This is a genomic window from Streptomyces sp. NPDC053079, from assembly GCF_044546695.1.
Classification (GTDB): Bacteria; Actinomycetota; Actinomycetes; order Streptomycetales; family Streptomycetaceae; genus Streptomyces.
Genome location: NZ_JBITZJ010000005.1, coordinates 246,247 through 259,317, shown reverse-complemented (window position 1 = coordinate 259,317; position 13,071 = coordinate 246,247). Strand labels below are relative to the sequence as shown.

Sequence of the window (13,071 nt, the reverse complement as noted above, 5' to 3'; positions counted from 1 at the left end):
GCTCCGCCGCGTGAGGGCAGATACACCCCATCTTGCCGTACGGGAAGCCCTGGGCGGAAACGCGTTAGGGCCGACGGGCCGGTAACCGGAGGACATTCCCGGTCACCGGCCGTACGCGAGGCGTCACGCGTCGGGTCTTTCCTGAGGTGGGGCCGCTGGCACCGGCCCGCCCGCCTACTGTTCGGTGGTCTTCTTGCGGCGCAGGAGGAAGACGGCGCCGCCGCCGGCCACGATGAGGGCTATCGCCACACCGGCGATGGTGGGCGTGGCGCTGCTGCTGCCGGTGTTCGCCAGGTCACCGCCGGTGGTGGAGCCGGTCGAGCCGGTGCTGGTGCCGGAGCCGCCGGCCGGGGCGCTGGGGGAGGCGGAGGGCTTGCCGGTGCCGCCCGTGGTGCCCGAGCCGCCGGTGGTGCCGGTCTCGGCGGTCTTGCAGTCGAGGATGCCGGAGAACGTCTTGGAGAAGCCGTTCGGGCCCGTGATCGTGATCTTGTAGGCCTGGTCCTCGCCGACCTTCACCAGGGTGGTCTCGGAGCCGCCGGGCTTGACGGTGTGCTTCTTGCCCTCCAGCTCGAAGGTGAACGGCTGGTCGCCCTTGTTGTCGGCGGTGATCTCCACACCGCCCTTCTCACAGCTCTTCTTGGCGGTCAGGGCCGGTATCGCGCCCTTGGTCGCCCAGTTCGCGGTGGCGGTGGCGGAGACGGTGCTCTCGCTGGAGCCGGCCAGGATCATCGTCTGGGTCTTGGTGTGGTCGCCTATGAAGGCGCGGCCGACGGGGACCTTGGTGGCGGCCGTGGCCTTGAACGAGGCGGAGCCGTCGGGGGTGCCGGCCGGCACGTCGAAGAAGATCTCGCCGCCGTTGACGGTCGAGGTGACCGGCTTGCCGGCCTTGTCGACGACCTGCACCTTCTTGGCGGTGGTGTCGCCGGAGGGGGCGACCGTGACGCTGCCCGCGTTGGTGTGGACGGTGACCGGGCCGATGCGCTGGCCGGACTTGCCGGAGACCGCCGGCGGGGTGAGCGTCAGGGACGCCTTGGGCTCCTCGACGCTCTCGGCGCTCTTGGTGAGGTAGTCCGCGAGCTTCTCTGCCGCCGGGTTCTTGGCGTCGACCTTGACGTTGTCCGAGTAGCGCCAGATGGCGACCTGGGTGCCGGCGGCCGCGGCGTTCACGTCCAGCTTGTCCGTGCCCGCCGCCTTGGCGAGCGCGGCCAGGTCGTTGATCTGCGGGTAGGAGTGCTGGAGGATCCAGCGGATCTTGCCCGCGTTGGCGTTGTTGTGCAGGGACGACTCGTCCCAGCCCGTCTCCTTGTACTTCGCGCCGTCGACGGTGTTGGTGAGGATGTCGATGCAGTAGGTCTGCAGCGTGCCGCCGCCGTCGACCTTCATCTCGAACAGGCCCGCCATGATGTCCCCGGTCTTGCGCCGGTCCTGCACCATGGCCCCGCCGCCGGCCGTGATGCGGCCGAGCGTGGCGGTCACGCCCCCCTGGTTCTGCGGCGCCTCGTCCGCGGCCGCCGGGCCCGCCAGGGCGAGGGTGCCGCCGACGGCCAGACCGGCCGCCAGGATCGCCGACGCAAGGCGGGCAGCGCCCCGCCTCTTTACAGAGTTCATGGATTTCCTTTCGGGCGGACGCGTCCGCGCGAAGATCAGGTGCAGACCGTTCCGGACACGCCCCACCGGGCAACTCAAAACTCAGGAGCCCCCGTTGCTATGGACGGGATCTTAAGGAGCGAGCGCAACACCATCCCCACAGATGCCTGCGCACAACCGATCCGAATCGGAATCGTTATCGCATAGGCGTACTCGACTCCGCATTATCGATAAATCGCCGGGACAAATGCCCCATTTCAGAGGACGGCGACCGCCGTAACCCCCGAGACCGCAGCCGCGTCCGGCTCGCCGTCCGACGCGGCATCAGCCCCGACCGCTCCCACGGGGACGGGCGGTGGCGGTCCCGCCGAAGCCGGGACCTGGGGCGAAGGCTGCGGAAGGACCTCGGACAGCGGCTGAGGAACGGTCTGGACCCGGCCCCGCAAAGGCGGTTGACCGCCGGATGCGCCCCGGCCGGGGCCCGGATCCGCGCCCGCCATGCGCACCGGCTCGAGCGGCAGCGGCCTGGCCGGGGACACCCGGCGAAATGCCGAGGTGCCGCGCGCCAGGTCGTGCCCGATGGACACGGCGTCAATGTCCGCCGACACCCAACGCTTTCCGTCGCGCTCCTGCTCCTGAATTCGCAACTTTCCCTGGACGATGAGCGGTTCGCCCACCGTCACCGACCCGACCACATTCCCCGCCAGGGCCCTCCATGCCCACACTGTGTAAAAGCTCGTGTACGCATCCGCCCATTCCTCCCGCTGCCGGTCCCAGCGGCGCACCGTCGCGGCCAGGCGGAAACGCGAGACCGCCGCCCCGTTCGCCGCCTCCCTGAAATCCGGCTGCGTGGCCACGTTGCCCACGACCGTCACCAATGTCTCGTTCATCCGGAACGCCTCCCCCGTCGGCTGATGACGTTCATGGTGCCGACGATCGCCCGAGCCCGCTGAGGCCTGTGGACAGCGGCGCGGTTGGGGACAACGCCCTCACCCACGCGGACCCCTCAGGTCCCACAGACCTCCTCCAGCCCCGAGCGACCCGGCTACGCCTCCCCCGCCGCGATCACGAACTGTGCCCGCACCTCGCGGTACCGCAGCAGCTCCGCCGCCACCGGCTCCAGCACCCGGGCCCGCCCGCACCCCGCGGCGGCGCCCCGCAGCCTGCGCTCCGTCTCCAGCCCGTACCCACGCGCCGGCCCCCGCGCGGCCAGCCGGCCGCACCACGCCAGCAGCGGACCGCCCAGTCCGCCGCCCGCCAGCAGCGCGCCCGGCACCCACCACGGCCCGCCGAACTCGCCCATGAACAGGCCCACCAGCCACGCCACGCCCAGAAGTTGCAACGCCGACAGCACGCCTTGGCCCGCCGCGACAGCCGCCCACCAGCGGGGCCGTACCGCACGCCCGTGCGCGGCCCCGCGCGTCCGCGCGGCACCCATACGGCCCGCGGCCATCCGCCCGACGCCGGTGGGCCATACGCCCGTACGGCCGCCGTCGGCGCAGCCCACGCCCGTGCGCGGGCCGCCCGTCAGGCCGATGCTCGCGCGTCTCGTGCCCGTGACCACGGCCGTGGCCGCCACGGCGGCCACCTCGTCCAAAGCCTCCGCGAGGCCCTCCGCGCCGCGGCCCGCCGCCTCGCGGACGGCTTGCGCCCAGGGGCCGGGCAGCCCGGCGGACGCCTCGTAGGCCAGGGCGCGCACGGCCTGCTCGACCAGGGGCCGCGACGCCGTGCGGCGCCGCGACGGGGTGAGGAGGCCGGTGGCGTCGGCACCCGCGCCGGAGGCCGCGGAGGATGCGGCAGCGGATTCCAGCTCGCCCGTGGCCCCGCCGCGGCCGCGCTCGGTCCAGCACCGCAGCCGCTTCCACGAGGTGCCGCACGCCCGCTCGGCGTCCCGGCGCCAGGCGCGTTCCGCCGCCAGGCCCGCGGCCTGGGCGCCCACCGCCTCGGCCAGCCGGTCCTCGAACTCCTGCCGCGCCCGTTCCGTCAGCCCCGGCCGGCCGTCGGCGACGTACGCCGAGCGCAGCCGTGCCGAGACGCCGTCCACGTCGGCCGTCAGCCGCAGCTCCGCCGCGTTCCGGCGGGCCACGAACAGTCCCAGGGCCTCGCGCAGTTCGCCGATGCCCGCTCCCGTCAGCGCGGACAGGGCCAGTACCGCGGCTCCCGGCTCGCCGTGCTCGCCGAGCGCCAGACCGTCCTCGTCCAGCAGTCGCCGCAGATCGTCCAGCACCTGGTCGGCGGCGTCCTCGGAGAGCCGGTCGACCTGGTTGAGCACGACGAACGTCACCTCCGCGTACCCGGCCAGCGGGCGCAGATAGCGCTCGTGCAGCACGGCGTCCGCGTACTTCTCCGGGTCCACCACCCAGATCACCGCGTCCACCAGCCCCAGCAGCCGGTCCACCTGTTCCCGGTGGCCGGCCGCCGCCGAGTCGTGGTCGGGCAGGTCGAGCAGGACGAGCCCGTTGAGTGCCGGGTCGTACGGGCGTACCGGCTGCCGGCGGGCGCGGGCGGGGATGCCGAGCCGGTCCAGCAGGCCGTCCGCGCGGTCGGTCCACGCGCAGGAGATCGGCAGGGCGGTGGTCGGCCGCCGCACCCCCGCCTCCGAGAGCTGGGCCCGGGCGAGGGCGTTGAACAGCGTCGACTTGCCGCTGCCGGTGGCCCCCGCGATGGCCACCACCGTCATGTCCAGCGCGTACCGCTGCCGGGCCGCCGCCTCGTCCAGCACCCGGCCCGCCTCGGCGAGCGTGCGCCGGTCCAGCCGTGCCCGCGACAGCCCGACCAGCTCGCGCAGGGCGTCGAGCCGGGGCCGCAGCACCAGCCCCGCCGGCGAGGGCGACGCCGCGACCCGGGGCACGGCGGGGGCCGGGGGGCGCTCGGGCGGGGCCGCGCGTTCGGGGTACGAAGCGGGACGTTCCGGCCGGCCGCGGCGCGCGATCAGGCCGTCGTTCCAGAAGCGGTTGACTTCGTCAGCTGACGGCACGGGGGTCACTTCTCCTTTTGCAGCACGGACAGTGCCGCGATGAGCTCGACCTGGTGGTCGGGGGTCATCTCGAGGGCCTCGAGGGGGGCCGCCCTGCGGTCCCGCTCGGCGTCGAGAACCTGTTCGATGCAGTGGGCCAGCAGCTGCCCGCCCCGGTCCCGCAGCCGCAGCGCGCCCTGCGCGCCGAACGTCTCCGCCAGCCCCTCCCCCGCCTTGCCCACCCGGCGGCCGCCCAGCAACGCCGCTCCGAGCAGCGCGGCGGTGCGTTCGCTCTCGGGCCCCCGATCACGCTCGGCGGCCCGCACCTCTTCCTCCGCGATCTCCTCCAGGCAGCGCCGCCAGCGCCGTACGGCCACGCCGATCCGGGCCCGGGCGCCGTCCGGGTCGCCGGGGGCGAGTGCCGCCTCGGCCACCGGGTCGTTGCCGCAGGCCGCCGCGATCTCCTCGTCGGCGGCGTCCGCGGCACAGCTGAGCAGCGCGATGACGGAACCGGTGAGGGCGGTGAGCAGCTCGTCGGGCGTGCTGTCGCGGGGATAGCCGCGCCAGTGCGTGAGCGCGTCGCCTGCGAGCGCCTCGCCCGCCGCGAGCTCCCGGCGTACGCGCTCCAACGCGCGCCCGTACGCATCTTCCACGCGCTGCAGCAGCCGTACGGCAGCCGCGTGCTGCAGGGCCGAGGCCCCGGCGAGCCCCGGCAGCCGCGACCCCAGCGAGGAGAGCACCCCGCGCGCGGTCCGGGCGGTCGCCACGGTCCGGGCGGCGGGGTCCTCGGCCTGCTGGGTGAGCCAGGCACGCAGCCCCGCGACGGCGGTGGAGGGCAGCAGTCCGCTGCCTCCCGCGGATTCGGGGAGCTCGGGGATGGTGAAGCGGGGCACGTCACCCAGGCCCGCGTTCTCCAGCAGCGCGTCGTACTGCCGGGACACTTCCACGGCCACCTGGTGCGGCACCCGGTCCAGGACGGTGACCAGGGTGACGTCGTACTCCTTGGCGGTGCGCAGCAGGTGCCAGGGCACCGCGTCCGCGTACCGGGTGGCGGTGGTGACCAGGACCCAGATGTCGGCGGCGCAGATCAGGGCGGCGGCGAGTTCGCGGTTGCGGGCGACGAGGGAGTCGATGTCGGGGGCGTCGAGCAGGGCCAGGCCGCGCGGCAGGGAACGGTCGGTCTCCACCCGCAGGGCGAACGGCTCGTCCTCCGCCACCTCCTCCCCGCCCTCGACCACCCCGTCGTCGTCCATGGTCTCCGCGTCGTACGCCGCCGCGGCGGCCTCCTGGTTCGGTACCCAGACGCGCTGCAGCTTCGGCAGCACACGGTCCCCGGCGAACCAGTGATGATCATCCGGATGGCACACCAGAACTGGCATGCGAGTTGTCGGCCGCAGCACGCCCGCTTCAGTGACCCGACGCCCCACCAGCGAGTTGACCAGCGTGGACTTGCCGGCCCCCGTGGACCCCCCGACAACCGCCAGCAACGGCGCTTCGGGGGCGCACAGCCGGGGCACCAAGTAGTCGTCGAGCTGCGCCAGGAGCTCGGCACGGTTTCGGCGGGCGCGGGCGGCGCCGGGAAGGGGGAGCGGGAAGCGTGCGGCGTCCACGCGGTCACGCAGTGCGGACAGCGCGTCAAGCAGTCGGGGCCGTACGTCCAAGGTCGCCACACGTGAAGAATGCCCAATTCTGGGGTGTTTTTGAAGCGTATAGCCCCTGGCGCGCGAGGCGTGGCGCAAGAGGCCCAGGCATAACGAGTACACAACACCCGCCGCCTGAGACGTCAAAAACGATGCGAAAATCGCACCTGCCTGCGATTATCAGGACCGCTTCACCGAACCTCCACATCGTGTTACGGAGGTGAAGCAACCGGGACGAGGTACGCGGAGCCCTATCCTTGTCCCCGGCAAGGTCACGGCACCACCGAGCCCGGGGCTTCAGCCGTCCGCGACCGCCGCACACACCGGCCCCCGTAGCTCAGTGGATAGAGCAGGCGCCTTCTAAGCGCTTGGCCGCAGGTTCGAGTCCTGCCGGGGGCGCTCTCCCCATCGTGCACGCCCCTCCTTCCGGGAGGGGCGTTTTTGTTGCCCCGCTTCAGCTCTCGGTGGCCCTGACGACCGCACCCAGCCAGAGGGTGTCCCGGGCTCGGGTCATGGCCACGAAGAGCTGGGTGCGGCAGAGCTCGTCGCGCTCGCGGGTGATGTCTTCGTCGGCGGAGGTGCAGGGGTGGGTGAGGGTGTGGTCGGGGAGGTAGACGTGCTTGAACTCCAGGCCCTTGGCGCGGCGGTAGCTGCCCAGTTTGACGCCCGGCACCGGATGGCCGTCGTAGCGCTCCAGGGAGCACTGGGGGATGCCCGCGTGGGCGAGGAGGCGGCGGTAGTGGTCCGTCTCGCGCTTGGAGCGGCACAGGAGGGCGGAGTCGGGCCAGCTGGCCTCGCCACGGGTGCGGAGGGCTCCCAGGAGCGCCGCGTCCTGTTCGGCGGGGGTCCGGGAGAGCGACCGTACGACGTGGCCTTCGTGGTAGGTGAGGTCGACGTCGCGGATGCCGGCGATGCGGGTGCCGTCGATGTCGTCGAAGGCGTCCTCCGCCACCACGGCCAGGGCCGCGTCGAGGACCTGCTTGGCGTTGCGGTAGTTCGTACGCAGGACCTGGCCTCGGTCGCCGCGGACGTCGATTCCCGCGTCGGACAGCCGGAAGCCTCCCGGATAGACGGCCTGTTGGCCGTCGCCGACCAGCAACAGGCCGTTGGGGGCGTCCCCGACGAGGGCGTGCAGGAGGCACACGCCGACCAGGGTGAGGTCCTGCACCTCGTCGGCGATGACCGCCGCGTACGGTGAACGGCCCGGCCTCGCACGGGCCTCGGCCAGGGCGAGGCTGAGGATGTCGTTGAAGTCGTGCACCCCGCGCTCGGCGCGGACCCGCTCGTACTCCTCGTACAGGGCCCACACGGCCTCGCGGTGCGGGCGGCGGAGGTTGGTGCGGCGCCGGTGGCGCCTGAGGGTCGCGTACTCCTCGAAGCGGGTGATCCCGCGGCCCTTTATGACGCAGTCGATCTCCTCGCGCCAGTAGCGCGGGGAGGGATCGAGCACGGACAGGACACTGCCCCGGCCGTAGCGCATCCAGGCACGGCTGAAGGCGTCCTCCGCCCGGCCGCCGTGCAGCCGGTGGGTGATGCCGCGCTCGGAGAGGAACTTCCGGGCCCAGGAGTGCAGGCTGCGGAATTCGACCCGGTCGACGACGGCCGGCGACATGGTGCGCAGGAACGTGCTCTGTACCCGGGGGAGGTTGCTCGCGAAGGTCACGTACAGGATGCGCCCGGTCGTGCGCTGCGCAAGGTGGGCGGCGCGGTGCAGTGCCACCACGGTCTTGCCGGTGCCCGCCGGGCCGGTCACACGCGCCGGGCCGGCCCAGTTGCGCCGCACCAGGGCGACCTGGTCGGGGTGCAGGAACGTCATCCACTGCTCGATGGGCCCTCTGCGGGCGGCGTCCATGGCCGCGTCCCGCAGGCCGTCGATGTCGAAGAGCGTCTCCGGCTGCGGGAACACCGAGGAGACGGAGGACGCGCAGGGCGCACAGGAGGCGGACGGCTTCGCACCGGTGCGCTCGGCGGGTACGCACGAGGCCTCGTACGCCGGGAAGACCTGCTCCATGTGGTCGGCTATCGCCCGCACCATGGCCGGGCCCAGCCGGGTGCGCTCGGCGATCAGGGCCGGGCCCACCTCCCGCTCGCCCAGCAGCCGCACCCTGCCCAGCGTGCCGCTGAAGGAGCGGCCCGCGAAGACCATCAGCGGCTGCACGGCCACCGGAGACAGGCCCAGCGTCGCCAGGGCCCCTTCCGCCACCCGCGTCACCGCCAGCAGCTTGCCGATCTCTCCGTCCCGCCGCTGCCGGCCGGCCGTGAGATGGCCGTCGCCCGCCTCGGGGGCCGCGCGCCAGTTCTTGACGTCGATGACGAAGACGCCGCCGGGCCCCACCAGCAGCATGTCGACGTTGGCCGCGCGCGTACCGGGCCACCGCCGGTCCACGAGCAACCGCCAGCCGCGCCGGGTGAGCATCAGCAGCTGGGCGGCCACCTTGCGCTCGCCCTCGCTCGCCGCCTCCCACCGCCGGGCCTCCCGCTGCGCGGCGCGCAGCTGCTCGCGCAGCTCGCGCTCGTGCCGCCGCGCCTCCTGCGCCCTTTCCGAAGCCGAACCACCAGCCCCCATGACCGCCCCCCTTGCCCGCACTCCCCCTAGTACGTGCATATATACGCAACGTAATGATCGTACTGCGCAATGGAGTCGCCGCCCAGTCGCCAAGTGTGGCGGGTATCGTCTGGCGGATGGTGCGGCGCCCTGGCGCACGCCCCCCTGAGCCTCGAGGCGCGAGGTTCAGGGAGCTCGAGCCATGAAAGGCCGTCGGGAGAGAGCGAGGACGCGGTGCCGGACGCAGGAACCTCCCGTCCGTCGCACCTCCTGCTGCGGGACGACGCCGCACAGTGGGCCACCACGTCGCCCTCTCACACCGTGCTGGGCGTCATCCACAACGTCACGTCCGCGACACGGCTGTTGGACCTCCTCTCGCCATTCGAGGGAGACAGCCGAATAAACATCGTCTTCGCCTGCACGGGCTCGTCGGCGTTCGACGCCGGGATACGGGAGTTCGCCGCCGCGCGCCAACTGCCCTGCATCTCCTGGGAGGAGGCCAAGCGGCAGAAGTTCGACCTGGCGGTGAGCAGCAGCCGGGGCGGCGAACTGCAGGAGATCAACGCACCGCTCGTCGGCGCTCCCCACGGCGCTGGATATAATAAATACTTGCACCGGAAGCCCGGAAGCCCGGAAGCCCGGAAGCCCGGAAGCCCGGAAGCCCGGAAGCCCGGAAGCCTTTGGGCTTGATGCCGAGTGGCTCACTCATGAGGGCCGGCTGATTCCTTCCGCCATCGTCCTCTCCCACGACGAACAGCGCGAACGCCTGCGCCGTGGCTGCCCCGAAGCCGTACCGATCTCCGTCGTCGCCGGGGACCCCTGCATGGACCGGCTCCGCGCCAGCCTTCCCTTCCGTGACGAGTACCGCGCCGCCTTCGGGCTGCGGCCCGGCCAGAGGCTCATCGTGCTCACCTCCACCTGGGGGCCGCACTCCCTCCTCGGCGCGAACATGGACATCGTCCGCCGGGCCCTCGCCGAGCTGCCCGTCGACGGCTATCGCGTCGTCGCCGCCGTGCACCCCAACGTCTGGTTCGGCCACAGCGGTTGGCAGGTCCGCTCCTGGCTGGCTCCGTTCCTGCGCGCCGGTCTCCTCCTCCCCCAGCCGGAGACCGACGCCTGGAAGGCGGCGCTGGTGGCTGCCGACGCCTTCGTCGGCGACCACGGCTCGCTGACCCTCTACGGCTCCGCGCTCGGCGTTCCCGGCCTACTGGGCGCCTTCGGGGAGGCCGTGGTGGCCGCCGGTTCGCCCATGGAGCGGCTGGGGGCGGCGCTGCCGCGCGTCAGCCCGTACGAGCCGCTCGAAGAGCAGGTGCGGCGTGCCATGGCCGCGCAGCCCGGTGACGAACGGCTGGCCGGCATCGGTGCGCTCGTCACGTCCCGGCCCATGCGGTCGGCCGCGTTGCTGCGCCGCCTGTACTACGCGCGGATGGAGCTGACCGAGCCGGACCGGCCGGCTATTCCCCGGCCCATCGCACTGCCGCTGCCGCTTCCCGCCGAACGGTACGAACCGGTGCCTCCGGCCATGTACGTCACCGTCGCGGCCGGCGGCGACGGGCGGGTGTCGGTGCGGCGCCACCCTGCCGAGTTCCAGGGCTCCGTGACCGGGCACCTGCCCGACCCGCACCTCGTGGCGGCGGAGGGCGAGCCCGACCCCCGCTGGGCCCGCGCGGCCGATGTGATCGTGGCCCGGCCGCCGGCGCCCGGCGAGTCCGGCAGGGAGGCCGCCGAACGGCTCTTCCGGCGGTATCCCGGATGCCGGCTGGCGGCCTTCGCCGGTGGTCCGGGGGCGAGGGACTGTGTCGCCTTCACGCGTGAGGGGGCGCGATTGCGGGCACGGTGGGACGGGGCTGAGGCGGGGGCCGGAGCGGGAGCGACCACGGCGGTTGCGGCGTCGGTGCTCTACGTCGGACTGGGGGACGAACGCGGGGACAGGGGCGGAGCCGTCACTGCCGACGTCGACATCGCCGACGAGGTTCTTGCGGGGCGGCTCGCTCTGGAGGGGGTTCAGAGGGCTTTCCCGTGACCTGACCTTCCACTGTTTGACCGTCCCTCGTTCTCAAACCCGTCCCTTAGCTCAGGCGTTCCCGCGCCGCCCTCGCCCCGGCGCTCTCCCCTCCCGCTCCGCCCACTCGGACGTACAGCTCCAGTGCCGCCCGCCAGTCGGCCTCTGCGGCCTCCTGCCGGCCTCCGGTCGCCAGTACGTCTCCGCGTAGCAGAAGGATGTCGGCTTCTTCCTTGAGTGCGCCGCAGGTGTGGATGAGGGTGACGGCCTCGTTCAGGGGGGCCAGGGCCTCGTCCGACCGGTCGGCGCGCAGGCGGGCCTGGGCGTAGTGCCACAAGGACTTGGCCTCGTTGAAGCGGTCGGGCAGCGCGGCGAACAGTGCGCGGGCTCGCAGCAGCAGCCCGGCCGCCTCCGCATGGCTGCGGTCGGCGCTGAGGGCGCGGCCCAGGTGGAACGTCAGCAGGGCGCGGCCGCGTGGGTGGTCGATGTCCTCCAGTGCGTCGACCGCGCGCCGGAAGTGGTCCGCTGCGGCCTGCGGCCGGCCGGCGCGCAGCTCCAGCAGGCCCAGGCCCTCCAGGGCCGAGGACGCGGTACGCGCGTGTCCGATGGCGCAGGCCAGGGTCAGGGCTTGGTCGTAGTGGTCGCGGGCTTCCACGGTGTCGGTGTCGTCGTCGCGGTCGGCATAGGCGAAGGCCAGCTCCAGGTGCATGCGCGCCACGGCAATGGGGTCGTCGCCTTGTTGTGCTGCCCTGACTCCCGTCAGGCATACGGCCACCCAGTCCGCGTGATACTTGCGCCGGAAGAAGAAGCCGCGCAGCGCCTCGCACAGCTGCCACGCCGCAGCGTGGCGCCCGGTGGTGTGCGCCAGTTCCGCGACCGCCACCACGTTGGCGCGGTCCGCCTCCATGGCGTCCAGGGCCTCGTCGGCGCCGGCGAAGACCTCCCGCAGACGCTCGGGCCGCGCGAACAGCGGCCCGTAGCGCCAGCGGTCGGAGGTCTGCCACTCGACGGCCGCCGCACGTTCCAGGTACCACTGGACGTAGTGGTCGACGTACCGCTCGCGGGACCGGTCCACGGGCCGGTCGGCCGTGCGCGCTTCGACGCCATCGGCCGCGGTGCGCGCGTGGTCGTGGACGAGTCCGTGCATGCGCAGCCGCCCGTCACCGGCCGGTTCCAGCAGCCGCTCCCGTACGAGCGTCCGTACGTCGTCCTCCGCCCGGGCGAGCCGGCGTACGAGCTCACGGGAGAACTCCGGTGTGGGGTGCAGCCCCAGGGCGCGGTAGAGCTCTGCCGGGCCCTCGGCGAGGGAGTCGTACACGGCGTCGAAGACCTGGGCGACGGAGAGGTCGTCGGGCACGGTGAGCGCCTCCAGGCGGGTGCGGCGGTCGACGAGTTCGCGGGCGAGCTCCGCGGGATCCTCCCCCGTCTCCAGCAGTTCACCCACGCGCGCGCCCGCGATCCTCACGGCCAGCGGCAGTCCGGCGCAGGCCCGCAGGACGTCCTCCAGCGCCGGCCGGTCCAGTGCGTCCGGCCGTCCCGTCACCGCGTGGAACAACTCGGCGCCGGACCCCTCGTCGAGTGCGTCCAAGTGGACGCTCAGCGCTCGCGGGTGTGAGGCCCGCAGACCGGTGAGCGGGAATCGACTGGTGACGACGACCACGCTCCCTGGGTGGCCCGGCAGCAGGGGGCGGACCTGGGCGGCGCTCACCACGTTGTCCAGGAACACCAAGGTGGGCGCGTCCGCCGTCAGTGATCTGTAGTGTGCCGCCAGCCCGTCCAGGTCGGTGGGCCGGGGCGATTCGGCCCGCTCCTGACGGTGCGATAGTTCCCGGACGAAGCCTTCGAGTACGGCGGCGGGGTCGCGCGGCCTGAGGGGGCCTTGCGGGCTCATGTCGTCCTGGAGGTGGCCGCCGGGGAAGTCGGCGCCCAGCTGGTGCAGCCAGCGCAGTGCGGTGGCCGTCTTGCCCATGCCGGGCAGGCCTGTGACCGTCACGATCAGGGGCGCTTCGCGCACGGCCCGTTCGGCGGACGCGCGCGCGAGGGTCGCGAAGACCGGTGTGCGGTCGACGAACACGTCGGGCGCCGGGCCCAGGAGGCGTGGTGCCCTTGCGGCTGTGGGCCGGTGCAGGTGGACTTCCCGCGCCTGCACGACCGGGCCCAGGAACGTACCGCCCGTGATCGTGTTCTCGATGCCGTCGCGCTCGCCCATGCGTCCCCGCCCCGCCCGCCGCAGTTGTGGGGAAAGATCCTACGTGCGGCCGGGCGGAGGCCGAAGGGGGCGCCGGTGAAAGGCGCATGGCGCCCGCCGGCGGTGGGCCGGGGGCGCCATGCGCTCAGGAAC

Annotated in this window: 8 protein-coding genes and 1 tRNA gene; 3 read left to right on the top strand and 6 right to left on the bottom strand. The window is 73.0% G+C overall.

The window, feature by feature from the left end; genetic code table 11:
* Positions 1-174 precede the first annotated feature (174 nt).
* The 4 genes from ACIGXW_RS20180 to ACIGXW_RS20165 form a co-directional block, all read right to left on the bottom strand.
* The gene (locus ACIGXW_RS20180) at positions 175-1,608 is read right to left on the bottom strand and encodes a Cys-Gln thioester bond-forming surface protein (RefSeq protein ID WP_399574263.1); all 1,434 of its coding nucleotides are present in this window, start codon (positions 1,606-1,608) and stop codon (positions 175-177) included.
* A gap of 236 nt (positions 1,609-1,844) precedes the next feature.
* Positions 1,845-2,477, bottom strand: coding sequence for a single-stranded DNA-binding protein (locus ACIGXW_RS20175; protein ID WP_399574261.1), 633 nt, complete (start codon positions 2,475-2,477; stop codon positions 1,845-1,847).
* Between the two features lie 155 nt (positions 2,478-2,632).
* On the bottom strand, positions 2,633-4,573 hold the full coding sequence (locus ACIGXW_RS20170; RefSeq protein ID WP_399574260.1) for a GTPase: 1,941 nt from the start codon (positions 4,571-4,573) through the stop codon (positions 2,633-2,635).
* A complete protein-coding gene (locus tag ACIGXW_RS20165) occupies positions 4,570-6,213 on the bottom strand; it encodes a dynamin family protein (protein WP_360909763.1) in 1,644 nt (547 codons plus the stop codon). Before ACIGXW_RS20165 ends, ACIGXW_RS20170 begins: the two co-directional genes overlap by 4 nt.
* Positions 6,214-6,509: 296 nt before the next feature.
* On the opposite strand from ACIGXW_RS20165, the gene ACIGXW_RS20160 reads away from it, so the two are divergent.
* A tRNA-Arg gene (locus ACIGXW_RS20160) sits at positions 6,510-6,582 on the top strand.
* Positions 6,583-6,637: 55 nt separating this feature from the next.
* Here the strand turns inward: ACIGXW_RS20160 and ACIGXW_RS20155 are convergent.
* Entirely contained in the window at positions 6,638-8,749 is a 2,112-nt protein-coding gene (locus ACIGXW_RS20155) for a UvrD-helicase domain-containing protein (RefSeq protein WP_399574259.1), read from the bottom strand.
* A 213-nt stretch (positions 8,750-8,962) separates the two neighbouring features.
* Between ACIGXW_RS20155 and ACIGXW_RS20150 the strand changes: the two genes are divergently transcribed.
* A complete protein-coding gene (locus ACIGXW_RS20150; protein ID WP_399574258.1) occupies positions 8,963-9,418 on the top strand; it encodes a hypothetical protein in 456 nt (151 codons plus the stop codon).
* 133 nt (positions 9,419-9,551) lie between these two features.
* The gene (locus ACIGXW_RS20145) at positions 9,552-10,751 is read left to right on the top strand and encodes a hypothetical protein (RefSeq protein WP_399574257.1); all 1,200 of its coding nucleotides are present in this window, start codon (positions 9,552-9,554) and stop codon (positions 10,749-10,751) included.
* A gap of 46 nt (positions 10,752-10,797) precedes the next feature.
* Here ACIGXW_RS20145 and ACIGXW_RS20140 read toward each other — a convergent pair whose 3' ends face one another.
* On the bottom strand, positions 10,798-12,939 hold the full coding sequence (locus ACIGXW_RS20140) for an NB-ARC domain-containing protein (protein WP_399574256.1): 2,142 nt from the start codon (positions 12,937-12,939) through the stop codon (positions 10,798-10,800).
* Positions 12,940-13,071 lie beyond the last annotated feature (132 nt).